Genomic DNA, 24,132 nt, shown 5'->3' with positions numbered 1-24,132 from the left:
GTCGAGGTAGCGACCCCGCCGGACCCGCGCAACTCAATGGCCCACCTGATCCGCATCGGCACCCGTCGCTCCGCCCTGGCCCTGGCCCAGTCCGGCATGATGCAGCGCGCCATCGCCGCCGCCATGGGCCTGCCGCTGGACCAGGTCGTGCTGGTCGAGATTGTCACCACCGGCGACCGCATCCAGGATCGGCGCCTGATGGAGGTGGGCGGCAAGGCGCTGTTCACCAAGGAGATCGAGGAGGCCCTGCTCGACGGTCGCATCGACATCGCCATCCATTCGATGAAGGACGTCCCCGCCGAACAGCCGCCCGGCCTGACGATCGCCGCCATCCCCGAGCGCGAGGATGCCCGCGACGCCTTCATCAGCCGCCATTTCGACAGCTTCGACGCCCTGCCCCACGCCGCCCGCCTCGGCACCGCCTCGCTCCGCCGACAGGCCCAGGCCCTGTCCCTGCGCCCCGACCTTCAGATCGAGATGCTGCGCGGAAACATCGACACCCGTCTGCGTCGCGCGGCCGAGGGCGAGTTCGACGCCATCCTTCTGGCCGCCGCCGGGCTGAACCGGCTGGGCCGGACCGAGGCAGTTCGGGAATATCTCTCGCTCGACGCTTTCCTGCCCGCTCCGGGCCAGGGCGCCCTCGCCCTGCAAACCCGCGAGCACGACACCGACTACGCCTGGGTCTCCGACCTGAACCACCGGCCCACCGCTCTCTGCATCGCCGCCGAGCGCGGCGCCATGGTGGCGCTGGAGGGCTCCTGCCGTACGGCCGTCGGCGCCCACGCGGTCATCGCTGACGGCCATCTGACCCTGACCACCGAGATGCTGGCCCCCGACGGCACGGCCCGCTGGCGCCGGGCGGGCGGGATGGCTGTGACACAGGGCGACCTGACCGCCGAGGCCCGGGCCATGGGCGAACACCTCGGGCATCAGGTCCATATGGCCGCCGGCGATCAGAGCCTGCCGGTCGAATCTTGAGCGCGATCCGCCCCGTCTGGGTCACCCGCGCCCGTCCTGGCGCCGATCGCACCGCGAGGCGACTGTCTGCGGAAGGATTTGAGCCGCTGGTCGCGCCGCTTCTCCAGATCCACGCCTTGCCCGCGGCGCTTGACCTGAGCGGCGTCCAGGCCCTGGCCTTCACCAGCGCGAACGGCGTCGCCGCCTTCGCCGCCCTGTCCGACACGCGGACCCTGCCGGTCCTGGCCGTCGGCGAGGCCACCGCCCGCGCGGCGAGAGAGGCCGGTTTCACGATCATCAGGTCCGCCGACGGCGACCTCGCCGACCTCGCGGCCATGATCCGCGCCGAGGCGCGAGGCCTGACGATCGTGCACGCCTGCGCCGCCGAACCCGCCGGAGACCTGCGCGCCGCCGTCGGCGACGCCGCCCGAATCCGAACCCTGCCCGTCTATGAGGCGCGCGAAACCGGCGTGGCCGCGCCCTGGGCCTGGGACGCCGTCCTGATCCATTCCCCCCGCGCCGGCCGCGCCCTGGCTGGGAGCGTGTCGCCGAAGGCGTCCGAGGGGCGTGTCGCCGTCGCCATCTCGCCCGCCGCCGCCGCTCCGCTGGAACGCCTGCCTTTCGCCGAGGTCCGCGTCGCCGCCGCGCCCACCGAAGACGCCCTGCTCGCAGCGCTTGGCAAGCCGGGGGTCAGCGTATAAAGAGCCGCTTCCGTCGCCGAGGCCCAGCCTCAGCCGACAGGCCGCTTTAGCTCAGCTGGTAGAGCATCGCATTCGTAATGCGGGGGTCAGGTGTTCGAGTCACCTAAGCGGCACCACCCTTCCCATAGGACATAGACGCGACCTAAGGCGGACGTGCCTTCCGGTTGGGTGCGGTGGTGGGTCCTGACTGGGAGGCCTTCCGGAAGGATGGTCGTGCTGCCGGCGGCTCGTCCACGGTCCGAAAATGGGCCGGGGGCCAATGACGCTTGTCGACCCGAAACGGAAGTTCAGCCCGGTCGATTGGACGCCGCGCCGTCCAGCACTGCCCCACCGGCTGCAGATTCTAGATCCGATACCTCGATTTGCTGCGCTCGGGGTGCCGGTGATTATGGGATCTGCAACTAGCGCCACAGGTAGTGTCTGAGTTCTAATCTAGGCTGTGCAAATCAATCCTGCCCGCGATACGGTCCGCTCTCAGACCCCCAAGCCATCCCGGGTGCCCACCGTATGTCCGACAGCCTCACCGACCTTATCCTGTCCCTCACGCCGGAAGACGGGTCGTCCATGGGCAATGGGGCTATGGTGGCGCTGTTGCGCGAAAAGGTACCCGGCCTGTCTGACGAGGACTATGCGAGCGCCCGTGATGCGCTCGTCGATCAAGGCGTCTTGGGGCGCGGACGCGGGCGGGGTGGTTCAATCTACCGGGCGGATGTCGCTGATCTCACGCTTGAGATGGACGACGACAACGAAGCCTCCCAACCTTCCGGCAGGCCGGCGCGCAAGGTCAAAAACACGACGGCACGCCGGTCTGGCGAACCCATTCTGGTCCTGTCCTATCGGCACGGCGAGACGCGGGTGAACAACCCGGAGGTGGGCATGGTCCATGCCGGGACCGACCCGGACGGCGCGCGCACCCGCTGGGCCTATGATCCGCATCTGGATCCTGTGTTGAACTTCGACAGCGCCCGCGCCGGGGTGGAAAAGCTGATCGACGACGCCCTGGCCAGCAGTGATCCGCAGGCGATGAAGGACGCGCTGATCGAGCTAAAGCGGCTGCAAGCGCCCTATCTGACCTGGACCGGCAAGGCCGAGCGGACATCGTTCGAGGTCGATACCGTCAGCCTACACGTCCATGAGCGTGTGGACCCGGCGACGATCCTTGCCCACGCGGCCAAGCGTTTGAAGGGCAAGGACGCAGGTTCACAGTGGCGTCAGGCCGATCTGTTCGCTGCTCCGTTCGAGAACCTGCCGCTACGCCAGGCGCTCGATTTCTACTCTCATGAAAAGGGCTGGTCGAACCGCTTGGTGGCCGGCGACAGCCAGTTGGTGATGAACTCGCTGCTGACCAAGGAGAGCATGGGCGGCAAGGTGCAGATGATCTACATCGACCCACCCTATGGCATCAAATACGGGTCGAATTTTCAGCCCTTCACCAACAAGCGCGACGTGAAGGACCGATCAGACGAAGATTTGACGCAAGAACCTGAGATGATCAAGGCGTTCCGGGACACGTGGGAACTTGGCATCCATTCGTACCTGACCTATCTCCGCGACCGGTTGTTTCTAGCGAGGGAGTTGCTCCACGAAAGTGGATCGGTGTTTGTTCAGATTTCGGACGAGAATCTGCACCATGTGCGGGAGGTTATGGACGAAGTATTTGGCGCAGAAAACTTCGTTTCTATAATCACATACACAACAACTAGCGCCCAGACCAGTCGTTTGATTGCCAATCCTACTGACTACATAATTTGGTTCTCAAAAGCCGTCGAGAAAATGAAGTGGAAACAACTCTTCACTCCGAAGAAAGGCTTCTCCGATGAGGGCACAGCCTACAACCGCGTCCAGTTTGAGAACGGCCTTCGGCGAACACTGAATGCAGTAGAGCGATCAAGAGAGGACTCTTTACCTGACAAAGCCAAGGTGTTTTCGCCTGGTGACATGACCTCGCAGAGACAAGGGCGCGAGTCTGGGCCGGGTTCTGCGATGTGGTTCCCGGTCGATTTTCGTGGCGAGAACTTCACGCCATCGGGAGGGCGTGGATGGTCTTCGACTGAGAGTGGCCTTGCGCGCGTGATTAGGGGCGGGCGAGCAGAGAATCTCGGAAAGAACCTAGACCGTCACCGGCTTCGTCCTGGAATGCCGCTCCACCGGCGGCAAGACCTACTACCTCCGCTATGCCGACGCCGCCGGCCGTCAACGCCAGTTCAAGATCGGTAAGGTGGACGACCTGACCTTTGCGGCGGCCAAGAAGCGGGCGCAGCAGCTGCGGTCGGAGGTCGTCATGGGCGGCGATCCCGGAGCAGCCAAGGCCGTCAAGCGTGCCACCCCTCTCTACAAGGAACTGGCGGAACAGCACGTCGAACACGCCCGCCTGAACCTGAAGTCGTTTCTGGACGTCGAAGCCATAGTGCGCCTACACCTGCTTCCAACGCTTGCACGGCGGCCAGTCAACGAGATCGATAGCCGAGTCGTCGGTCAGTTGCTCGCATCCAAGCGGGCCGCAGGCCTGGCACCGGCAACGGTCGAGAAGATCAGGGTGACCCTAGGGCGCTCATTCGAGCTCGGTATGCAATGGTCCGTGCCTGGAACTGAGAAAAACCCAACCAGAGGTCTCGGCAAGCCGGTTCAAAACGCTAGAGATCGCTTCTTGACACCGGAAGAATCGGAGCGACTAAGACGGGCTGCAGCTAAGTCGGATAACCCCCAACTTCAGCATATCGTCGGCCTGCTACTGCTAACTGGGGCCAGAAAACGTGAGTTGCTGGACGCCCAGTGGTCACATTTTGATCTAGATCGGCGTAGTTGGTTGGTCCCGCTCAGTAAGAGCGGGAAGTCTAGACGCATTCCACTCTCCAGCGCCGCTTTAGGAATAATACAACAGCTACCACGAATCAAAGGCTGTCCATGGGTGGTCGCAAACTTAAAAACTCGCAAGCCATTTGTGACGCTTAAGACTGGCTGGTCGCGTGCAATCCGCGATGCACGTCTACCAGGCCTCAGAATTCATGATCTCCGTCATAGTGCGGCGAGCTTCATGATATCAAGTGGTGTTCCAATCTATACAGTCGGTCAGGTGTTAGGACATGCGAGTGTGTCTAGTACGGCCAGATACAGCCACGTCGGAAACTTGGACTTACTGAATGCCGTGGAAGCGGGTGCCGCCAAACAGCTGATTTAACATTCTCCGCCTCGCGCGCTGGCTTCGGCTGGTTCGCGGGGCGGGGACCTCTTTTTTTTTCGGTGGAATTTTGACTTCTGCCGCCCCTCCTCCAAGCACGCTCTGGTCAGGCTCGGCAGATGGGATCTTGTCGATTGAAGCGGTCCCATATGACTGTCGCGCCGCTCCGCACCATGGCGCAGTTCACCTCGACCCCGCGCGGATCCCAGCAGATCGCGGTCACGCGACCATAGCTTTGTCCGATCGGCTGGCACTGTAGCCGTCTACCCTGCACGAGCCTGCGCAGTTCCGCCGTTGCCGAAGCCCCCGACGCCGCAGGGCACGGATGGCCGACGGAGCACGTCTCGTCCGTTTCTCGCGCCGCTACGGCATGAAGCCTGATCCTCTCGCCACCCGCGCAGCGGAACGTGTCCCCGTCGGTGACCGATGTGACCTGGCAGGAGAAGCGCAGACCTTCGCTGGGGAAGCTGCTGGTCTCGGGCCTGGAGTCGGTGGGCTCCCCGCGCTGGGTGTCCGTCGCGGTGTCGGATGCGGCGAGCGTCGGCAGCATGGTGATAGGAGACTCGGTCGTGAGCTCGGGCCACCAGTAGGTCAGTCCGAACGCGCCGAGCATGGTGGCCACCACCGCGACCAGGAAGCTTGGTCGTCTGGTCCGACGATGTCTCGACCACTGGGCTGTCACACCCCTCTATGGTCGGTTCGCGCTTAAGGGCGGGTTGATCGACATGGCTACCGGCCGGCGAAGTTGATCTCTCCTCACAGCGGCAGGATCAGCGTGATGCCAAACGACCTGGGGACAACGGAACATAACCAGAACATTTACTTGCTTGTCGCCGTCTGGCGGAGTCACAAGTGCCCCGGGTCGGCAACCTGGAGAGAGTGAATGAACGACCGATCCCTGGCCTGCTTGCTCGCCGAGCTGGACGCTGAACTCGCCCGCAAGACCGACCCTGTTCTCGCCGCTGGAGAGATGCTCGACCGTATTGAGGCGCGGGTTCCCGGCGCTATTCTGCGATCCGCCGCCGGCATCCAACTTCGGAGCCTGGGCTGCTCCACCACCATCGCTGGCTGATGTCATGCCCGACCTCAATCGCCATCGCATCGCACGTGAAGACGTCGCGCCAGAACACGGCCGCCGACTGGTGGTCCAGTGCGACCGCCCGGAGTGTGGCCGCGCCGTCCTGATGGACCCTCGCCCCCTGTTCGGCTCGGCGCGGTTCTGGCCGGTCGAGGGACGATCCAGCCGCTTCCGGTGCACCTGCGGCAGTCGGGTCGCCCGCGTGTCCTACACCCGCAATGAATCCCAGATCGACGGGCCGATCGCACCTGCAGCGCTCGCCCTCTGGTTCTGATGAGCTACGTCAAGCTGGAGAACCGACCGGTCTCGTGGTGGCGCTGCCGCGCGGCGACGATCGGCCAGATGATCGATCAGGGCTGGGTTGTCTGGTCCGTCTGCAACGCCTGCTTTCTGGTGATGCCGGCAGACCTGGACTGGTTCGCTTTCAGGCTGGGGGACGAAGAGACGCTATGGAACCGTCATCCCTCCTGTCGCCGCCTCGGCTGTAAGGGAACGATCACCTTCCACGGCACGCCTCCTACGATCAATCGTTGCATGGAACTGAGGGCGGAGTGGCCGCCGGAGTGGGCCGAAACGACGCCAACCGTCCCGCCCAGACTGCCGCCTGAGCAGCGAGAGCAACCCTTGCCGGACCCGGCCCAGCCTGAGGCCAGCCGACGGTTCAGACCCTAGCGGAGGGCGCGCAACTGTCCCGACCGATGAAAAGCGGACCCTGACCGCTTGAACGGTGTTTGCAGCGCCTCCAAGGCCAGTGCCACGGACTTAACAGCCTCATGGGCGCATGGCAGGGTCTGGGGATGTGCAACCTCTACCGCGCCAAATCCGGGCCAGGCGACATCCTCGCCATGACGCGTGCAATGCTCAGCGACGTCGGCAACCTCGAACCGCGCGACATTTATCCGGACTATGAAGCCCCGATCGTGCGCCTGGACGACGACGGCGAGCGCATTCTGATCAAGGCCCGTTGGGGGATGCCGACCTCGAAGAAGGCGCTGATCGAAGCGACCGGAAAGCGCGTCGATAAGCTGCGCGCCAAAGGTCAGGTGATCGATGACGAGGCGTTCAAGCGGTATCTGGAGGTCGAGCCAGACAAGGGCGTGACCAACGTCCGCAACACCATGAACGCGGCCGGAAAAATGAACGCCCATTGGGCTCCTTGGCTCGGAGCGGCGAACCGCTGCCTCGTCCCCTTCAACGCCTTCAGCGAGCCGGATCAGGACTTCCAGGGCACGAGGAAAAACGTCTGGTTCGCCCTGTCAGAGGAGCAGCCGCTCGCCTTCTTCGCCGGGGTCCACGCTCTGCGGTGGTCCGGCGTGCGCAAGATAAAGACCGGCCCTGAGACCTGCGACCTGTTCGCTTTCCTGACGACGGATTCCGCCGAGCCGGTGAAGACCTACCACCGCAAGGCCATGCCGGTGATCCTGACGACAGAGGAGGAGCGCGACGTCTGGATGCGCGCGCCATGGGACAGGCGAAGGCGCTTCAGCGGCCGATGGCGGCAGACACCCTTGCAGTGATCTGATTTGGGGTGCCGGCCGATGAATTAGGTGTCACGAACACAGATGCTTTGGTCGCCAGACATCGACATCATCGCAGGCGGTCTGGGGATGAGCTTCGCCCTTTGGAGCATTCGCCGCCGGCAGCTCGGCAAGCCGGTCCATCCAGACGCCGCAAAGGTCGATGGATGGCTACTGGTGTTTGCTGCCGCGCTCGTCTGCCTCGGCGTTGCCCGTTGGCCGGGATAGCGGCAACCCGAAAGCGGACGTCCTGGACGTCTGTTCAGGGTGGATACCAGACATGAGAACGGCCCCACCGTCGCCAGCGGGGCCGGTCCAAACCGGAGAGAGACGTCGCTTAGGCGATCAACTTCCGCCGCTGGATGTAGAGCGCGGCCCCACCCGCCAGGATCGTGCCAAACAGGATCATCGCCCATTCGGTCATGGTCGGAACGGGAGTGGGTGCGACGCCAAACGTGTAGGTCGGAGCTGGTGCGGGAGCGTCGACCGTTGCACCAGTGGATTGCGCTGTCCGGATGTTGGCCGAATAAGTTCCCGCCGTTGGCCCGGTCGAAACCCGCGTGTTGGGGATGAAGACGCTGACGTTGGAACCTGCAGGCACGGTGACGCCCGCAGGGAGCGAAATCTGAATAGAGTTAACGCTGAAGAGGACGCAGATCTGGAATGCGCCGACGATGGGTGTGCCGCCTACTGACACTGTAACCTCACCATTGGTGCAGGTACCATTCACGAACGCTAGGCCTGGGTAGGTGGCGATCAGGATGTTGCTATTACCACCACCCATTGCCGTTTCAATCGTATAGGCGGTGGTGACTGTTGACGGCGACGAGACGCTGGAACTGGAGAGCGTCACGCTCGTGTTGGTCAGAGTACCGGCAGAGGCGGCGGAGGCGACAACTGAAGCGGCGATAGCGGCAAAACCGGCGAGACGAAAATTCACTGAGCACCCCATGTTTTCAACTAAAGTATTTGATGAGCGTGGATCGCCTTGGCAACCGCGCGTTGAGAGGGTGTGCATCCCATTCCCAAGCACCAAAGTTAAGCCTCCCAGCGCCCCACTGTGAAAATTGTTATTCAAAACATAGACGTAAAGGTGACGACTCGTGCTTCAACCTGCGCAGTCGGCCAGTCGCCGTCTAATGTATTGCAACATCGGAACTGCCCATCGGCGGGATTCCGGCGTCGCGGCGAACACGTCCCCGATACGATATCCCGCGCCGTCTCGTTTCAGGGCGCCTCTCTGCTCCAGCCGTCTCGCGGATCGCCAGACCGATGACGCCGGAAATCCGTGCCAGCTTGAGACCTGCTTGAGCGTGACCGGCATCGTGAGCGAGTGGGGCGGCAGAGTGTCCGGCGAGGAATAGCGGTTGGCGAGTTCGCGGCAGTGGGTCACGCGAGACATCTCCATGATCGAGACCCCGACGAGCAGGTAGAGCTCCCGACACTCGCTCAAGGACAGCATGTTGAAGTCGAAGATCGTGAGGTAGATATCCAGCGCTGCGATCAGCCGGGCGTCCGGGGAGGCCTTGCGGGCATCATGCCGTGGCAAAACGCCCGTCGGTGCCAGCCCGTCGATGAAATGACCGAAATGGCGCAGGATCTCCTGCGACATCTCCTCACGTAGCCTCGCCGAAACACTCGACCCCGAAAGGCTCCAGCCATCCTCCGCACGCTCGGCCAAGCCTACGGCCTGCAGATCCAGCATCGCGCGGCGGATGGTTTCGCGAGGGTGTCTAAACGAAGCGGCAATGCTGCTTATGCTGACGCCCCGAGGCTGATTTCTTAAGCGATCCGCCCGCAACAGCATGAGAGCGGGAACAGATCGATCGAACCGCAATCCGACCGTCGGGATCAGCACGTTTCCCGCAAAAAACTGGAACTCGTTAAGCAGGCGGAGCGCCTGCCGATACTCGAGAAACGGCGTTTCGGCGGAAATGTCTGAAGGTGCCATTCACGCTACCACTTTAACAGGTGGACCAAAGGGTCCGTCGCAGGACTGCGCAACATCGCGATTCATGGGTCCGCGTCAACGTCGTGAAACACGCACCGGTCCCGCCTCACTTGCGGCGTGAAGGGGCTGGCCGAATAGAGGTCTGTTTAGGGTCGGACCACGACATTGGCATCAGGCCTGAAACCGGACATTCACCGCCCTGTCCCGGAAGCAGACCTTCCCCAGGGCTGTTAAGGGTGGACAGCGGACCTTGCGTCCAGATCGCAGACAGAACCCTGTTCCCGCGCCTCGGCCCAACACAAGCCGCCGCCGAGCCATTCTGCCCAACATTGTTCTGTTAAGATTGCTACGCCGATGCAATGATCGCATCCTGCGGTGAAGCTCAGCATCGACGATCAGACAGTGCGAAACGACTTTTGAAAATGATCAACCGACTATCTCCCATCGGCCGTGGACCCGGCACGCCTCGTCGCCACGCCAAATGCCCTTCAAAATGATGGTGAAGTCTGATTTTCGGCCGTGGTGGGCGATCGTCGCTGTTGGCCTGATCGCAATAGTTTCGGCAGGTGCGACGACGGCTCTCAGCTACTCTGCCCATCTTTTCATCATCCAGGACGACGCCATGGCCCAGAGCTCTGCTGCCGGCGCCGTCTTCATTGCCGCTTTCGTCGTCGCCACTCCGCTGATCGCTGCAGGTTTGATCGTTTGGGGTCTTCCGGTCTGGTTTGTGCTGAGAAAGATCCGGCTGGACTCGTTATTCAACTCGGTCCTCGCCGGAAGCCTCTCAAGCCTGTTCCTGGTCGGGGCATGGTACTCGGTCAGCTATCCCGGCGAGTCCATACGCCTCGATGTCGCGTCGGTTTCGCTGCTTCCGATGTGCATCCTGCCCGGCGGGGTTTGCGCCTGGATCGTTCGAAGGTTCGCGTACCGGCAGATATGAAAGCCAGCTGAAGAGTTGGCCCGCGTCCCATCCATTCTGGAGTAAAAGCCGAAGCCCGGCGAACATCGCCGATCTTGCCTCCACGCTTTTGCAACGCCGGACACTGGTCCGACTGAGCGTCGCGGTTCTGCTCGCATCGGCGCTGACAGGCTGTGCGACGACCTCGCCAGAGCCGCAGCCATGGCCCAAAGTATCGGAAATCAGCCTACCGTGGATGGTCTGGGGAGAGGTTCAAGAAGAATTTACCGTACCGGCCGGCGGACAGGCCCGGTGGCTCAGACAAGGCAGTGGCGAGGCAGATTTCCCGGTCACCCAAGCCGAGTTCGAGCGCGTTCGTGATCAGGTTCGCGACTTCGAAGGCATTCCGTTCAGTTGCGACCGGGTCATGACGGACATGCCAACCGGACGACTGGAATGGTCCCGGCGGGGGGAACCGATCCAGACCCTGGATTTCGATTTGGGCTGTGTCAGCGGCGATGCGGACGGACTGTTCGACAAGGTCGATGCGGCCGCCGGGTTACTGGCTGAGATGAGGGACCGCGACCGGTGAAACCGGCTCCGGCTCTTTGCGGGCCAAAGCGTCTTCCGAGTTCACAAGCCGCCGCTGCTAGCCTTTCAGGTGCGGTCCCAGAAGCGCGTACCAGCTCGTCGACAAACGCTGGAAGTCATAGGGGCACCGCTCGGCACGCTCGGCTGTCAGCCACCCTTCTTCGATGAGGTTTGCGTAGCCCTCGGGGTTGGACCCGTAGACCAGACACGCCAGAATATAATAGCGTTGCTGGCCGAGCGAGTGTTCGGTCGCATACTGGCTGTCGTCGATCTCTCCAGCCTGTGCCGGGTCCACGTAGAAGCTGAGCGCGCCCGAAATCGCGGATTCGTCCCCGCCGTCACCGTCGAGCAGCCACCAGGCCGCGAGACTATCGACGGTGTCTTCCTCCCGGCCAGTGATCGGGATTTCCAGCACGTCGACGAGGGCGTGCCCGACTTCGTGGAAGACGGTGAACAGGAATGATCCGTTGACCGCGCCCTCGATCTCTTCCTCGGTTTCGTAATAGGCGGCGAAAACCTCACGCTCGCCCTCAAAGAGTTCGAGACACATGAGGACTTCACGCTCGTTCGGGTCGTAGAAGGCGTTACTCTGACCGCATTCAGCGAAGCGCATTCCGATATCGACGGGGAGAATGAGCCACGCATTCAGGCCGTCGGCGATATCTTCCAGCAAGCGTTCTTCGCTGAGCTGTTGCGCCAGCTCGACGTAAGTGTCGCTTTCCAGCTTCGCTGGTCGCACGACGAAATCACCCAGATCCTCGCCCGCCCCGGAGAGGGCTGAGGCCCTGCTGTCATGGCTTTGAACCATTGAGCCGGCGAGCAGGAGGGCGAAGATGAGAGGCCGCGTCCCGCGAAAGAATGAGAACATGAACGGTTCCGTGTTGGTAGCAGGACAACGTAACGGCGGTCGTCCAGAGCGGCAAGAGACGGTTTGCGGCGTTTGTCCCGCCACCCCGCCACCCCGCCTCGACGCCGAGGCGCCCGCGCTCAGCGCAGAATCCGCCCGTGCCAGGGATGGCGAGGTCATTCTCGTGGTCGAGGACGATGAAAAGATCCGGTTCCTGTCGGTCGAGGCTCTGCGTGATTTCGGCTATACCGTCGTACAGGCCGGCGACGCCTCCCAGGCCCTGGCCGTGCTCGCCGTGCAGCCACGCGTCGACCTGCTGTTCACTGACATCGTCATGCCCGACGTGAATGGCCGTCAGCTCGCCGACAAAGCGCGCGAGTCACGTCCCGACCTGAAGGTCTTCTACACGAGCGGCTTCACGAAGAACGCCGTGGTCCACAACGGGGTCTTGGATCTCGGCATGGCCCTCATCTCCAAGCCCTTCACCATCGACGATCTCGCCATCAAGGTGCGGCTAGTGCTTGACGGCGGGGGGATCAATCGAGAGCGATAGGCGACCGCTATGGGTCGAGGTTGTGGAAACACGCGCGAAAGAAAACCGCCCGCAATATTCATCCCAAGTTCGATCGGTTGATAGGTGCGCTTTGCAGTCGCCGGTCGTCACCATGACGACGCTGGCGGCTTTCGACGCCCAACAGATTTGCGAGGCATAGGGCGTTGCACCAATTCGGCATTGATCAACGGAGGTGGGTCAGATCGCACTGCGTCGGGGATTGAACTCCCTTGTGATCCGTGGCGGCTGGCGCCGCCCTCATTGTCCCACCTCGACAGCGCCCTTTGGCGCAGCTGGGAAGGGTCTGAGAGGCTGACCGGAAATGAAGTTGGGTGAAATCAGTCGTTTGTGATTCTATTGAAGGTGCGAGCCATCAACGGATATCGACATGTGGACTGAGATCACCCGGCGTAAGCATGCCCGAAAGGGGCTGCGCTATTCAAGCGATCTGACGGATGCGGAATGGGTGGTGCTGGAGCCGTTGCTGCCGGCGCGGTCTCGTCTGGGGCGTCCGGCGAAATGGTCGTTGCGCACGATCACTAACGCGCTGCTGTATATTCTGCGCAGCGGTCAGCCCTGGCGGATGCTGGCGGGGGACTTTCCTCCGATGACGACGGTGCAGGGGTATTTCTACGCCTGGCGCGACACCGGGGTGTGGAGCACGACGAATCACCTGCTGCTGATGGAGTGCCGCGAGGCTGTTGGGCGCGAGGCCTCGCCCAGCGCCGGGGTGATCGACAGCCAGAGCGTCAAGACCACGGAAAGCGGCGGCCCAACGGGCTATGACGCGGGCAAGAAGATCAAGGGCAGGAAGCGTCACATCCTGACCGATACCAGCGGTCTGCCGCTATGGGTCGGACACGGCGGTTCTCACCATGTCCGAAAGCAGACATTGGGCAGGCGAGCCGGAATCGGACTTCGCCAAGGTCGGTTCGGGGTGGTGAGCCGACATCGTGACTGGGCCGCCAAGCCGACATCAGTCTTTTATCTCGGCGACCAAGGTCTGGAGGCCGGCAGGATTGAGCCAGGCCCAGAGCAGAAGGGCCGTCAGCAGAGGCGCGATCGACTGGGCGACATAGCGGCCGACGATGACTATCTGGGCGGCAACGGGGTGGAGTGGGGCCTGATCGAACCGGTCGGTGATGACCATGCCGGCTCCGGCGAGGTCCGGGTTCAGCATTGGGGCCAGTCCACCCCAGACGGTCATGGCGATCGAGATGGCGAAGACCACGCTGAGAACGACAAACGAGATCGCCACCGCGCGCCAGGGCCTGGGCGCGCGGGGCGGCGCGATCAGAAAGGCGGCGAGAAGCGGGAAGCCCAGCAGGAGGCGACGCAAGTTCTCTTTCTCCATCAGCTGATCGACGGCCTGGCCCCTCTGCGTCAGACGCGTGCCGATCGCCCAGTCGCCTCCCTCCACGACCGCGATCCGACCCGTGAGGCCGAAAAGCCCCAGGATCGCGCCCACCAGGGGACGCAGCAGGGCCGCGACCCCATCGGCCCCCCACATCCACCACAGAGGCAGGAAGATCACGAGCGACGCGGCGGCCCACAGACCGAAGCGGCGGCGGGCCGCCTCTTCCGGCGTGCGAGCGGCGAGGCGGGACGTCAGGCTCATGCCGGCAACTCTGCGGGCGCGGCGGGAGACCCATGTTCCTGACGCGTCTGCCAGCGGGTCCAGAAGAAGAAGATGAGGAGACCCTCCAGCCCGATCATCGCGTCCCACACATAGTTGTGGAAGAACTCGAACATCTCCTGCGAGCCGCGCGACAGGTAAAGAAGGGAGATGATGCGCAGCAGGTTGATCGCCTGGAGCGCGACGATCCCGGCGACCGCGCCGATCAGCCCGTAGCGAAGCTTGCCCGGGAAGGCGAGGATCGCCGCGCTGAGCAGGGCGCAGACCTCGACGGCGTTACAGCCCGCCAGAACCTCGACCGCCCCGCGACCATCCGTGAACCTGAGGACGGCTTCCAGGGCTTCGACGCGAGCATCGAACAGCCCGATCAGAAAGGCGCAGGCATGGACGAGAGCGCTCGTGAACGGCGCGACGAACAGACGCTCGGCCCAAGGCGTGGCCAGGACGCTGAACATCGCCACGGTCAGGATCAGGAACAGGCCCAGGTAACGGACGGCGGGGGATTTGAGCACAGGCAGGGTTACTCGGTGATCGGGAAGGACACGGTTGCGGCTTCTTGCTTGTCTGTCATGTGAAACGCACCCCGGCCAGTTCCATAAGGACAGTTCTTGTGTAATGCCGCAGGCAGGGAGCGGCTGTCAAAAAGGCGCACCCCATAAGCGGACGTCACCACCGTCAGCACAGGGTGGATACCAGACATGAAAGCGACCCCGCCGTCGCCAGCGAGGCCGTTCCAAACCGGGGGTGACTTCGCCTAGGCGATGATCTGTCGCCGTTGGATGTATAGCGCCGCGCCACCCGCCAGCATCAGGCCGAACAGGATCATGGCCCATTCCGACAGGGTCGGCACGGCTGCCGGGGCCACGCCAACGAAAGTGCCCGCTGTGATATGTCTCCCGGCGGTCAAAGTGCCGCTCGTGCAGGCCCCTAGGCACGTGTACAGGCCGCCGGCCCCTGCGCCCGTGTTGATCGTCAACGTGCCGCCTGCGTTCGTCTTGCCGCTGGTTACAAGAACGACACCATTCTGCCCGATTCCCGCAGGCGTCTGGATAAAGAACGTCTGTGTTGAGCTGGACCCGGGTCCGGTAGCGATTGCCGTGAACGGCCCCACGCCTCCGGTCGAGGTAATGTTTATGGCGCTGTATGTGTTGGTGTCAGAGTCATAGGTGAACGAGCCGGTAACCGTTTGCCCGTCCGCAGTCGTGACGCCGTTTAGTGTCCAAACGACAGGAGCCGCCAAGGCTGCGCCAGCGAACATCGACGCCGCAATCGCGACGACAAGAGCCAAGAGTTTCATGGTTCCCCCTAATGAACTTCGGCATTTCACCGATATCGGAAAGAGCGTCAATGTTTATCGCCAAGCTGGGGAGTAAACTGGAACGCACAGCGTCGAGGTTCCCGCTGTGAGACGATATGTCGGTCATGGGTCGAGAGCGGAAGGTTGCCAAGGCGAAAAAACCGGTCACTTTCGCCCTACGCTACGAGGTCGCCATGAAAGTCCTCGGAATTGCTCTGATCATTATCGGCGCAGCCATCGCGGCTTCTTCCTTGCCGACCGTTTTCCAGAACGAAGGAGCCAACGTCGAAACGGGATGGGGACAGGTAGCATTCGCCTTGGCGATGTCCTTGATCACTCTCGGCGCACTACTGACATTCCTTGCTTTCAGAGGCGGAAAGCCAAAACGCTAAAGGTCCGCTATGGGTCGGACTCAGCGGTTGGCTGTCAGCCCCAAAACAGACATTGGGGCTACCGCCGCAAACCGGACCCGCCGAAGGGCTGTTCGGGGTGGACAGCGGACACTGCCCGGTGCCCAAGATCAGAGCCCAGTCGAGCCTCGTCCAGCGGTCTGAAGAGGTATATGGCCCTCGGGTTGCGCGGAGACAGGTGAACGTCGGTCGGCGTTTGGTTTTACAGCAGCGGTGCGGAAAAAAGAAAAAGGCCGCAGCTTGACGCTGCGACCCTTCCTTAAAACAGGCGCTCGCAGGGAGAGCCTGATCCATTAGTTTGCGGCTTGCGCGTCCAAGGAGACAGCAAATCGCACAAATTTTCTATCGCGATTATGCGCTCGGCATAACGACGGTGTCGATGACGTGCACGACACCGTTGGAGGCGCTCACGTCTGCGGCGATGACCTTGGAAGTGCCGCCCTTGGCGTCCGTCAGCCTTACGGTGCCGTCGGCACCGATCGAGGCCGTCAGGGTGCCGCCCTGGACTGTCGTCAGGACGGCAGAGCCGCCACCGGCCTGGATCTGCTGCGTCAGCGCGGCTGCATCTACGCGGCCGGACACAACGTGATAGGTCAGGATGCCCGTCAGGGCGGCCTTCTGGGCCGGTTCGAGCAGGCTGGTCAGGGTCTCGGCCGGGATTTTGGCGAAGGCTGCGTTGCTGGGCGCGAAGACGGTGAATGGGCCGGGGCCGTTCAGCGTATCGACTAGTTCGGCGGCGGTTACAGCCGAGACCAGCGTCGAGAGGTCCGTATTGCCCTGGGCGACGCTCACAATGGTCCCGGCAGCGGCCGGCGTTTCCGTGGCTGCGACTTCGGTGGCGGGGGCTTCGGTCTCGGTGCCGCTGTTGCAGGCGGCCAAGCCGAGCATCACGGCGGAAGCCACCGAGAGGGAAAGCATGCGGTTCATCATTGGTGTCGTCTCCTGAGCTCACCGCCTCGCGCGGCACAGCGCATAAGGACCGATCCGGGCGACAAAAGATGCATAGTCATCACGTTTTCCGGCGCGACACGTCATCACACGCGTCGCGCAGCGAACTGTTGGCGGATCCGCCCCCATTCTCTGGAGCATCCGGAGCTGGAGTTTCCCGGAGCTGGAGTTTCCCGGCCCGATTCGGGGTGACAGGCTGGCTGTTTCACCCGACGACGGCGGCTGCCTTAGGACCGCTATGGGTCGACATCAGTCGTAGGGATCGGGCCGAAAAGCCGACGTTCGCCAACACGATGGAGAAGACCGCGAGAATTCCTTCAGCGGTCAGTCTGATTTACACGTCGTCAGGACTTCGGGGTCTTGGCCTTCCGCGCCGGTTTCGCCGCGATCTCAGCTTTCTTCGGCTGACGCCCTCCCTGCCCCAAGCCCATCGACTTCGCCAACGCCGACCGTTGAGCGGCATACTCGGGGCTCACCATGGGGAAGTCCTTCGGCAGGGAAAAATGCGCCCGATAGCTTTTCGGGGTGTAGCCCTGGAGCGAGAGATGTCGCTTCATCGACTTGAACTTCCGTCCATCGATCAGGCTGACGATGCCATCAGGTTGAATGAGCTTCCGGATCGCGGCTGGCGTCAGTCGCGCGGGGGCTTCTGCTTCCTCTGGCTCTGGATCGCCACCTAGGCGGCTGAGCGATCCGTGCACCATCGCGACCAACCCGGGCAGTTCATCAGGGCTGACCCGATTGTTGGCCACGAAGTTGGCGATGATGCCCGTGGTCATGGCCAGAAGCGCGGATTGATCGGTGTCGGCCATGCGGGCCTCCGGTTGGAGAGAATAGTCTTGATACGCCTGAAATCGTCGTGGCGACAAACGCTCAACCACCGCTCAGAACGGCGGGCCCATTGGGTGGCTGAGATGGTCGAGGGCCGACTGCGGCACCCCGCCGATACGCCACCTGAACCCCCACCTGCCGATCGAGTTTGCAGGTATAGCGCAGGTCGGAATTCCGGTCTCGCCCACCGGAAGGCGCCGCAGCTCAGGAGAGTTGGAAACACCCCCTCCATCCAGACTGGGAAGGGGGTGGGTCGGCCGACTTTCGAAGCCGCTGTTGGCCCCTCAAACCCATGCCAACACTGGGTTTGACCGGTCGGCTTGACTGGATTTCGTAATGCGGGGGTCAGGTGTTCGAGTCACCTAAGCGGCACCATCCTTCCCGTAGGGCCTAGGCGCGACGTAAGGCGGAGGTGCCTTCCGGCTGGGCGCGGTGGTGGGTCCCATGTGGGAAGGCCTTCCGGAAGGACACGCCACGCGATGAAGGACGCTGCCTTCTCAGCCTCTGACGTCAGGTTTGCGCCCATAGGCCAGAGACGGCTTCCGACCCGCCTCTGAGGGGAGTTCGTGTGGTTGCGAAGCTGCTGCGAAGCACAACCGTTCCCTGTGGGTAGTTGGGCCCGCTCGCTTGAAAATAACGCCGTCATCTCCACTCTATGACGCGTGACAGACCGCAACGCTCCCTCGCCGAATACCCCGTTCCGTGTGCTCAGCCTCGATGGCGGAGGCGCGAAGGGCTTCTATTCGCTGGGGGTCCTACGATCCGTTGAAGCCCTCGTCGGCAAACCGTTGTGTGAGGCGTTTGACCTTGTGTTCGGGACAAGCACCGGAGCGATCATCGCTGCGCTGATTTCTCTCGGCTTCACCGTGGACCAGATTCACGATCTCTACCGCGAACACGTCCCTCGCATCATGAAGGCGAAGAGCAAGGAGGCCAAATCCGCCGCGCTGGCCGAACTGGCCGGGGAGGTGTTCGGCGACCGGATGTTCACCGACGTCAGAACCGGCGTCGGGATCGTCACCACAAAATGGGTTACCGAGAAGCCGATGATCTTCAAAGCCAGTGCCGTACAGGCGCACGGCGGTGTGCCTACTTTTGTCCCAGGGTTTGGCGTCAAGATCAGCGATGCCGTTCAGGCCTCGTGCTCCGCCTACCCGTTCTTCGACCGGAAGATGGTCCGCACATCAACCGGCGACGACGTGGAGCTTATCGACGGCGGCTACTGCGCCAACAACCCGACCCTGTACGCAATCGCCGACGCGACGCGCGCGTTCGGCATCCCACTAAGCAGGCTACGCGTGCTGAGCGTTGGTGTCGGTATTTACCCGCCGCCCTCAGTCCCGTTCTGGAAGACCGCGTTCTGGATCAACCAACTCCTGAGCGTCCAGCTGCTTCAGAAGACGCTTGAGATCAACACTGCGTCGATGGAGCAACTGCGCGCCGTCCTGTTCAAGGATGCGCGAACTGTCCGGGTGAACGATGCCTTCGAGCGTCCCGAAATGGCGACCGACCTATTCGAGCACAACCTCGCCAAACTCAACGTCCTTCGACAGCGCGGCGCGGAGTCCTATGCGGCGCGCGAAGCTGAAATCACAGAGCTCATGACTACCTGATGGCAATCCCGGAATCCCAACTCGACACATGGTCTTCGCAGGGCTCCGTCACGCAGTCACAGACGACCTACGCGACGATCAAGAACGCGCTTGAGAGCGCGGAAGCGCCCTATGCGGGCAAGGACTGTGGATCGGCGTCGCAGTTGGAGCCCATCGAACGGGCCTTAAGTAGCTGAACCAGCACAAGACAGGCGCGTTTGCGCGCAAGTGGATCGGCATTCTTGGGACCCCGCATCCCCCCCGAAATTGGGCTAATTCAATAAGTTAGTTTGAGCTCGGTAGGGTCCCGTGTTGAGCGCCGATCCACAGCCTACGTCAGCGCAATCGTAGTGCTAGGGAATGGCGAAAAGCCCTGAGCGCGCCCAAGCGAGTTGGACCCGATCCGCGTTCTACGTACGGGCCAGCAACGTGTGAACGGCCGCATCAACAGGCCGGACGCGCGGCAGCACCTAATTGCGCGCCAGGTGATCGAAAAACTGCTTGGATCCGAAGGGGCGGCCGCACGCGCCATTCCGCCGAATGAGGAAGGTAGTTAGCTGACTGCCACCACTCGCGGGACTTGTATTCAGCCGCGAAACAAAAACTCGACTAACCCTGTCATACTCACTGCAAGAACCACGACGACCGCCATTACGACCGAACGTTGATTGAGCAGCGGAGATAGTGGTTTTGTCGAGGGAGAAGTGAGTTGAGATTTACGCTGCATCGGTTTGGCCTCGGTTAGAGGCATTAAAACGATTTATCTTTTTAGTTGTTCCGTCCCCAGCCCAAGCGACCGCAGGCCCGGTCCGGCCTCGACCACGTTTTCTGAGCGGTAGGCGAACGGTGGATCGATCGCCGGCGAGAAGCGGCTGAAGGTGGACGTGCGCGAACCGCGCTGAGAGTCGCGTCAGCTGAAGCATTCGCTCGCATACCACTCTGACAGAAACGTCCGCTACCCACGGTGGGCTCAACCGGTGACCGCAAGCGTGCACCTCTTGCGTCATTTGTAGACCGCCCTGCGGTCGCTGAACCGTCTAACTCGCTTGCGCCAAGCGCGGTAGCTGCCTGCCTTGAGGCGCGTTCGCATCAGCGTTTGAACCTGTTCGGCCCCCAAGCCATAAAGATCGCGTATCGCGTCAAAGCTGACGTGATCGCTGAGCGCCATCTCGATGATCTCGCTTTCTGCTGATGGATCGAGGGCCGGCATGGCTGTTTCGCTTCGAGATTAACGACCGCGCTATGGCCGCGAAGCGGTTCTACTACAGCCGGCGGATGCTGGAGCGGACCTCGACGCGGGCGAGGTGTCGCATTGGACCCCCTTCCCAGCAGCTCTAGGCCGACACATCTGATGTTGGAGATCTGACCGGTGACGACAGCTGCGCTTCTCGTGACGGCCCTCTTGTTTGGGGGAATGGTGCTCTATTCGTTCGGCTTCGCGGCCTTTCTGTTCACAGCGCTGCCAGCCGAAACGGCAGGACCGACCATCCGCCTCGCCTTTCCTCATTTCTATCTGTTCGTATTTGCAACGGCCGTTCTAGGTGCCGCCCTGAGCTGGCCGGTCGATCGGTCGATGTCGTTCGGTTTAGCTGCGATCGGTTTGACCGTCTTGCCGACGCGTCAGCTGCTTATGCCGGCGATCAATCGCGCGACCGACACGGGTTCGAAAGCACGCTTTCAATGGCTGCATGGTCTGTCTGTTGTGATCACGCTTGCGCACATCGCGATAGCAGCTTGGGTCCTGTCTCAGTTTCTCAGCATCAACGGCTAACGGCGGCATCGACGGGGCAATGGCTGACGTGACCCGCTAAAGGTCCTCCGGGAATAGCCAAAGTCCGGCCCTCGAAAGGACGGACAGATGAAGCGATCACGGGTCATGGAAAAGCAGATCAGCGTAGATCAGCACTGTTGATCGGCGTGCAAAGCGGGACCCCATCCGTTGTTCCCCGTCCATCCAATGAAACTTCTCTCCTGACAGGCCTGAGAGCTGGAAAGCCGAGCGTCTATCCCGCACCGTCATCACCGAGGTCTCATTTGGGTCGGGATCGGTCAAAGCCTATCAAGCGGAAAGCGGACATTGGAGCAGCGCGCCGGAAGCGGACTTCGCCAAGGTCGGTTCGGGTGGTGAGCAGACATTGGAGCAGATCACCGCCACTCCCTCGGGACGATTTGATGTCTCCGTTAATCAGAAATGAGAAGACCGAGTGCTTGGGTCATCTCGATGAACGACGGTCGGAGAACTATTTTGGATTCTGGGTCAGAAAAACCAACCGTCCACTCGCCCCTGTCCGCGGAGTGGTCTTCGCTGGACGTCCGTGGGCTGGATCTGTCTCTGTCGGGATCACTCGAGGCGATGGTCAGGCTTGCCGAGCGAACTCATCCTGGCTGCGTGGCCAGCATCACGCTCGTGGACTCGGCCGGGGAGCGTCTTCTTCTAGGGGCGGCTCCAAGTCTGCCGGACATCTACAACCAGACGATCAGCGGGTCCGCCGTCGGCCCGGACGCCAACCCATGCGGCACGGCGGCCTTCGGCAACTACCTGGTCGTTGTCGAGGATATTCAGTCTGACCCGCTGTGGGCCAAGTTCAAATCCTTCGCGGCAGAGTTGGGTCTGCGGGCGTGTTGGTCGCAACCCATCCGGGGCCAGGCTGGGCAAGTCCTGGGGGTAATCGCGTTCTATCACTGTGATGCTCGCTTGCCGACAGGCGAGCAGATTCGATCCATTCAGGACTTCTCGGTCCTGGCGGCAACCGTCATCGAAAAGCACGCCGAAAAAGCAGCGAAGGTCGAGGTTGAGCAGCGCCTGTCAAAAACGTGTTTGCGCCTAAGCGAGCTGGAGGATCACGCCCAAGCGTACCAGCGTTCGGTCGCGAAGAGAGAAGAGTTCTACGGGGCGATCATGGAAATGATGCCGGCCCTGCTAGTCGTGAAGGAGGCCCGCACGGGCAAGTTTGTCCTCATCAATCGAGCGGCTGAGGTCGCCACGGGCCTGTCGTCGGCCGAGGCCCTAGGCAAGACAGTTCATGACCTATTTCCCGCCGAAGAGGCGAAACGATCCTGGGACGAGGATCGGGAGGTCATTCTCAGCAAAGAGGTAAAGGTCGAGCAGGGCGCGCTGGTCACAACCCGGGATCGGGGCGAGCGCTATTGGACGACGAGGAAGACAGCGACCTTCGAGAACGGTGAACCGGCCTATGTCGTCACCGTCAGCGAGGACGTAACCGAGCAGCACCAGCTGAATCTTGCACTCGAGGCCGCCTTGTGCGCCGCCGAGGCCGCCGGGCGTGCAAAATCGGCGTTCCTGGCGAACATGAGCCACGAGCTTCGTACGCCCCTGAATGGGATTGTGGCGGCCTCGGACATTCTGACCCGAAAATGCAATCGCCGTGACCAGCTTGAACTGCTGAACATCATTCGTTCATCCGGCGAAACGCTGACGGCCTTGCTGGCCGATTTGTTGGACACAGCCAAGATCGAAGCCGGCGAACTCAAGATCAACAAGGAGGCTTTTGATCTACGACAACTAGCGGAATTCAAGCACAAAAAATTCAAACTGCAGAACACAAATGCGGGCGTAAGCTATGAACTCGCTATCGAAGAAAGCGTTGGCAGATTTTATTACGGAGATCCGCTGAGACTCCGTCAGGTCCTGGGTAATCTTCTCAGCAACTCCGCCAAGTTCACATCAGCGGGAAAAATTGTCCTTTCGGTTGGAAAATCCGAAAGCGGGCTGATGCGGTTCTCCGTATCGGACACGGGGATTGGCTTTCCGCCGGAATTCCGGGACCGGCTGTTCAGCAGGTTTCAACAGGCGGATGAGACGATCACCCGCAAGTTCGGTGGAACCGGACTTGGCCTGTCCATCTGTCGGAGTCTGGCGGAAGCCATGGATGGCACTTTGGATTGCGAGAGCGAACCGGGACGGGGGTCGACCTTCTGGTTCGAGCTTCCGCTGGAGTCCGTCAGTGCTCCGGAACAGGCAGGCTCGATGGCTACGACCGTTGCATCCCCGGATCGCCCACTGCGGGTGCTCATCGCCGATGACCACCCGACGAACCGTAAGGTGGCCGAGTTGATGTTGTCTGGAATGGCCCACGTCGTGAGTGTGGTCGATGGACAAGAGGCTGTGGACGCCGCCTTGGCTTCGCACTTCGATATCATTCTAATGGACATGCAGATGCCGGTCATGGACGGCCTCACCGCCGTGCAGAAGATCCGAGCGTCTTCATCAACCTGCCGGGACGTTCCGATCGTAATGATGACAGCAAATGCGATGCGGGAACATGTCGAGGCCAGCCGGACTGCGGGCGCTGACGTTCACCTCGCCAAGCCGATCACCGCCGAGACCCTATTTGCTGCGATGAACGAGGCCATGGAGAAGGTTGTCCCCGATCAGCAGAACGCGAGTCACGGTTGAAAGCCGGCCCCAATATGGCTGGGGGCGGAATTGAGAAGAGTGAGGCCTCAGCCCGGTTTTCCGAGCGTCGGTAACGGGTCGGGATCAGTCAGAGGGATCGGGCCGAACATCGGACATTCTCGACAGTGGTCGAGGGTTGGACAACCGCCTGGACACCACTCCGATACACCGCCTCGAAGCCCCGCCTTCGATCGCGTTTGCAGGTATAGCGCAGGTCGGAATTCCGGACGCGCCCACCGGAAGGCGCCGCAGCTCAGGAGCGTTGGAAACACCCCTTCCATCCGGACTGGGAAGGGGGTGGGTCGGCCGACTTTCGAAGCCGCCGGTGGCCCCTCAAACCCATGCCAACACTGGGTTTGACCGGTCGGCTTGACTGGATTTCGTAATGCGGGGGTCAGGTGTTCGAGTCACCTAAGCGGCACCATCCTTCCCATAGGGGCTAAGCTCGACGTAAGGCGGAGGTGCCTTCCGGCTGGGCGCGGTAGCGGGTCCCACGTGGGAAGTCCTTCCGCAAGGACAGGTCCGGGCGGCTTCTAGCGACGCCTACGGGCTGCTCGCGACAGTTCCAGTGGTCTGCATCCGTCAAATCTCACTAATGCACGCTGGATCACCCGTGATCCTCCCTCGTTTCAGTGGACACCCATGCTAGCTTTTCGGAGCTGGAGAGGAGTGTCTGATGAGTGTTCAACGCCGGGTGTTTCCGGAATCGTTCAAGCGGGAGGCCGTTGAT

Annotated in this window: 26 protein-coding genes, 1 tRNA gene and 1 pseudogene; 18 read left to right on the top strand and 10 right to left on the bottom strand. The window is 62.0% G+C overall.

From position 1 onward, the window contains the following. The first annotated feature begins 36 nt into the window (after positions 1-36). From hemC to ACP7AZ_RS14675, 5 genes are all read left to right on the top strand, one after another. A complete protein-coding gene (gene hemC, locus ACP7AZ_RS14695) occupies positions 37-978 on the top strand; it encodes a hydroxymethylbilane synthase (protein WP_426039383.1) in 942 nt (313 codons plus the stop codon). Then, positions 975-1,658 carry a uroporphyrinogen-III synthase gene (locus ACP7AZ_RS14690; RefSeq protein WP_426039382.1) on the top strand — a complete coding sequence of 228 codons (684 nt, stop codon included), beginning with the start codon at positions 975-977 and terminating at the stop codon, positions 1,656-1,658. Before hemC ends, ACP7AZ_RS14690 begins: the two co-directional genes overlap by 4 nt. A 40-nt stretch (positions 1,659-1,698) precedes the next feature. Then, a tRNA-Thr gene (locus tag ACP7AZ_RS14685) sits at positions 1,699-1,774 on the top strand. Between the two features lie 391 nt (positions 1,775-2,165). Beyond that, positions 2,166-3,875, top strand: coding sequence for a DNA methyltransferase (locus ACP7AZ_RS14680; RefSeq protein ID WP_426039381.1), 1,710 nt, complete (start codon positions 2,166-2,168; stop codon positions 3,873-3,875). Beyond that, entirely contained in the window at positions 3,790-4,836 is a 1,047-nt protein-coding gene (locus tag ACP7AZ_RS14675; protein WP_426039457.1) for a tyrosine-type recombinase/integrase, read from the top strand. The genes ACP7AZ_RS14680 and ACP7AZ_RS14675 overlap by 86 nt, the downstream gene beginning before the upstream one ends. A gap of 106 nt (positions 4,837-4,942) precedes the next feature. Here ACP7AZ_RS14675 and ACP7AZ_RS14670 read toward each other — a convergent pair whose 3' ends face one another. Further along, positions 4,943-5,449: a thermonuclease family protein gene (locus ACP7AZ_RS14670; protein WP_426039380.1), complete on the bottom strand. Its 507-nt coding sequence runs from the start codon at positions 5,447-5,449 to the stop codon at positions 4,943-4,945. A 270-nt stretch (positions 5,450-5,719) separates the two neighbouring features. On the opposite strand from ACP7AZ_RS14670, the gene ACP7AZ_RS14665 reads away from it, so the two are divergent. From ACP7AZ_RS14665 to ACP7AZ_RS14645, 5 genes are all read left to right on the top strand, one after another. Then, complete coding sequence (locus ACP7AZ_RS14665; protein WP_426039379.1) at positions 5,720-5,908, top strand: hypothetical protein; 189 nt, start codon at positions 5,720-5,722, stop codon at positions 5,906-5,908. Between the two features lie 4 nt (positions 5,909-5,912). Further along, positions 5,913-6,188: a hypothetical protein gene (locus ACP7AZ_RS14660; RefSeq protein WP_426039378.1), complete on the top strand. Its 276-nt coding sequence runs from the start codon at positions 5,913-5,915 to the stop codon at positions 6,186-6,188. Then, complete coding sequence (locus tag ACP7AZ_RS14655; RefSeq protein WP_426039377.1) at positions 6,188-6,586, top strand: hypothetical protein; 399 nt, start codon at positions 6,188-6,190, stop codon at positions 6,584-6,586. The genes ACP7AZ_RS14660 and ACP7AZ_RS14655 overlap by 1 nt, the downstream gene beginning before the upstream one ends. A 101-nt stretch (positions 6,587-6,687) precedes the next feature. Next, positions 6,688-7,431, top strand: a complete 744-nt coding sequence (locus tag ACP7AZ_RS14650; RefSeq protein ID WP_426039376.1) for an SOS response-associated peptidase family protein — start codon at positions 6,688-6,690, stop codon at positions 7,429-7,431. 45 nt (positions 7,432-7,476) lie between these two features. Continuing rightward, positions 7,477-7,659 (top strand): hypothetical protein, encoded by a 183-nt coding sequence (locus tag ACP7AZ_RS14645; protein WP_426039375.1) that lies wholly within the window; start codon positions 7,477-7,479, stop codon positions 7,657-7,659. A gap of 109 nt (positions 7,660-7,768) precedes the next feature. On the opposite strand, the gene ACP7AZ_RS14640 is transcribed toward ACP7AZ_RS14645, so the two are convergent. After that, on the bottom strand, positions 7,769-8,371 hold the full coding sequence (locus ACP7AZ_RS14640) for an IPTL-CTERM sorting domain-containing protein (protein ID WP_426039374.1): 603 nt from the start codon (positions 8,369-8,371) through the stop codon (positions 7,769-7,771). A gap of 168 nt (positions 8,372-8,539) precedes the next feature. Then, a complete protein-coding gene (locus ACP7AZ_RS14635; RefSeq protein ID WP_426039373.1) occupies positions 8,540-9,382 on the bottom strand; it encodes a hypothetical protein in 843 nt (280 codons plus the stop codon). Positions 9,383-9,863: 481 nt separating this feature from the next. Here ACP7AZ_RS14635 and ACP7AZ_RS14630 point away from each other — a divergent pair, with 481 nt between their 5' ends. Together ACP7AZ_RS14630 and ACP7AZ_RS14625 are read left to right on the top strand one after the other, a co-directional pair. Further along, entirely contained in the window at positions 9,864-10,322 is a 459-nt protein-coding gene (locus tag ACP7AZ_RS14630) for a hypothetical protein (RefSeq protein ID WP_426039372.1), read from the top strand. Between the two features lie 214 nt (positions 10,323-10,536). Beyond that, complete coding sequence (locus ACP7AZ_RS14625) at positions 10,537-10,872, top strand: hypothetical protein (protein ID WP_426039371.1); 336 nt, start codon at positions 10,537-10,539, stop codon at positions 10,870-10,872. A gap of 57 nt (positions 10,873-10,929) precedes the next feature. Here ACP7AZ_RS14625 and ACP7AZ_RS14620 read toward each other — a convergent pair whose 3' ends face one another. Next, positions 10,930-11,739 (bottom strand): DUF4344 domain-containing metallopeptidase, encoded by an 810-nt coding sequence (locus ACP7AZ_RS14620; RefSeq protein ID WP_426039370.1) that lies wholly within the window; start codon positions 11,737-11,739, stop codon positions 10,930-10,932. Between ACP7AZ_RS14620 and ACP7AZ_RS14615 the strand changes: the two genes are divergently transcribed. Continuing rightward, positions 11,738-12,271, top strand: coding sequence for a response regulator (locus ACP7AZ_RS14615; protein WP_426039369.1), 534 nt, complete (start codon positions 11,738-11,740; stop codon positions 12,269-12,271). The genes ACP7AZ_RS14620 and ACP7AZ_RS14615 overlap by 2 nt on opposite strands. A 388-nt stretch (positions 12,272-12,659) precedes the next feature. Further along, positions 12,660-13,226 (top strand): annotated as a pseudogene (locus ACP7AZ_RS14610) (IS5 family transposase); the annotation flags it as partial. A 21-nt stretch (positions 13,227-13,247) separates the two neighbouring features. On the opposite strand, the gene ACP7AZ_RS14605 reads toward ACP7AZ_RS14610, so the two are convergent. The 3 genes from ACP7AZ_RS14605 to ACP7AZ_RS14595 all read right to left on the bottom strand — a co-directional run bounded on the left by ACP7AZ_RS14605 (position 13,248) and on the right by ACP7AZ_RS14595 (position 15,204). Beyond that, the gene (locus ACP7AZ_RS14605) at positions 13,248-13,889 is read right to left on the bottom strand and encodes an exosortase H-associated membrane protein (protein ID WP_426039368.1); all 642 of its coding nucleotides are present in this window, start codon (positions 13,887-13,889) and stop codon (positions 13,248-13,250) included. Continuing rightward, complete coding sequence (gene xrtH, locus ACP7AZ_RS14600) at positions 13,886-14,419, bottom strand: exosortase H (protein ID WP_426039367.1); 534 nt, start codon at positions 14,417-14,419, stop codon at positions 13,886-13,888. The genes ACP7AZ_RS14605 and xrtH overlap by 4 nt, the downstream gene beginning before the upstream one ends. A gap of 242 nt (positions 14,420-14,661) precedes the next feature. Further along, a complete protein-coding gene (locus ACP7AZ_RS14595) occupies positions 14,662-15,204 on the bottom strand; it encodes an IPTL-CTERM sorting domain-containing protein (RefSeq protein ID WP_426039366.1) in 543 nt (180 codons plus the stop codon). 116 nt (positions 15,205-15,320) lie between these two features. Between ACP7AZ_RS14595 and ACP7AZ_RS14590 the strand changes: the two genes are divergently transcribed. Next, entirely contained in the window at positions 15,321-15,596 is a 276-nt protein-coding gene (locus tag ACP7AZ_RS14590; RefSeq protein ID WP_426039365.1) for a hypothetical protein, read from the top strand. 369 nt (positions 15,597-15,965) lie between these two features. On the opposite strand, the gene ACP7AZ_RS14585 is transcribed toward ACP7AZ_RS14590, so the two are convergent. Then, positions 15,966-16,544, bottom strand: a complete 579-nt coding sequence (locus tag ACP7AZ_RS14585) for a fasciclin domain-containing protein (protein WP_426039364.1) — start codon at positions 16,542-16,544, stop codon at positions 15,966-15,968. A 362-nt stretch (positions 16,545-16,906) separates the two neighbouring features. Then, positions 16,907-17,374 (bottom strand): MucR family transcriptional regulator, encoded by a 468-nt coding sequence (locus tag ACP7AZ_RS14580; RefSeq protein ID WP_426039363.1) that lies wholly within the window; start codon positions 17,372-17,374, stop codon positions 16,907-16,909. A 681-nt stretch (positions 17,375-18,055) separates the two neighbouring features. On the opposite strand from ACP7AZ_RS14580, the gene ACP7AZ_RS14575 reads away from it, so the two are divergent. Continuing rightward, on the top strand, positions 18,056-19,006 hold the full coding sequence (locus tag ACP7AZ_RS14575; protein WP_426039362.1) for a patatin-like phospholipase family protein: 951 nt from the start codon (positions 18,056-18,058) through the stop codon (positions 19,004-19,006). A 982-nt stretch (positions 19,007-19,988) separates the two neighbouring features. Here ACP7AZ_RS14575 and ACP7AZ_RS14570 read toward each other — a convergent pair. Then, positions 19,989-20,195 (bottom strand): DUF2805 domain-containing protein, encoded by a 207-nt coding sequence (locus ACP7AZ_RS14570; protein ID WP_426039361.1) that lies wholly within the window; start codon positions 20,193-20,195, stop codon positions 19,989-19,991. Positions 20,196-20,354: 159 nt separating this feature from the next. On the opposite strand from ACP7AZ_RS14570, the gene ACP7AZ_RS14565 reads away from it, so the two are divergent. After that, on the top strand, positions 20,355-20,756 hold the full coding sequence (locus ACP7AZ_RS14565; protein WP_426039360.1) for a DUF4149 domain-containing protein: 402 nt from the start codon (positions 20,355-20,357) through the stop codon (positions 20,754-20,756). A gap of 420 nt (positions 20,757-21,176) precedes the next feature. Next, positions 21,177-23,402: an ATP-binding protein gene (locus tag ACP7AZ_RS14560; protein ID WP_426039359.1), complete on the top strand. Its 2,226-nt coding sequence runs from the start codon at positions 21,177-21,179 to the stop codon at positions 23,400-23,402. Positions 23,403-24,132 lie beyond the last annotated feature (730 nt).

Source organism: Brevundimonas sp. DC300-4 (assembly GCF_049897365.1).
Classification (GTDB): domain Bacteria; phylum Pseudomonadota; class Alphaproteobacteria; order Caulobacterales; family Caulobacteraceae; genus Brevundimonas.
The sequence above is the reverse complement of the archived record's forward strand: the minus strand, read 5'-3'. Positions and strand labels throughout refer to the sequence as shown.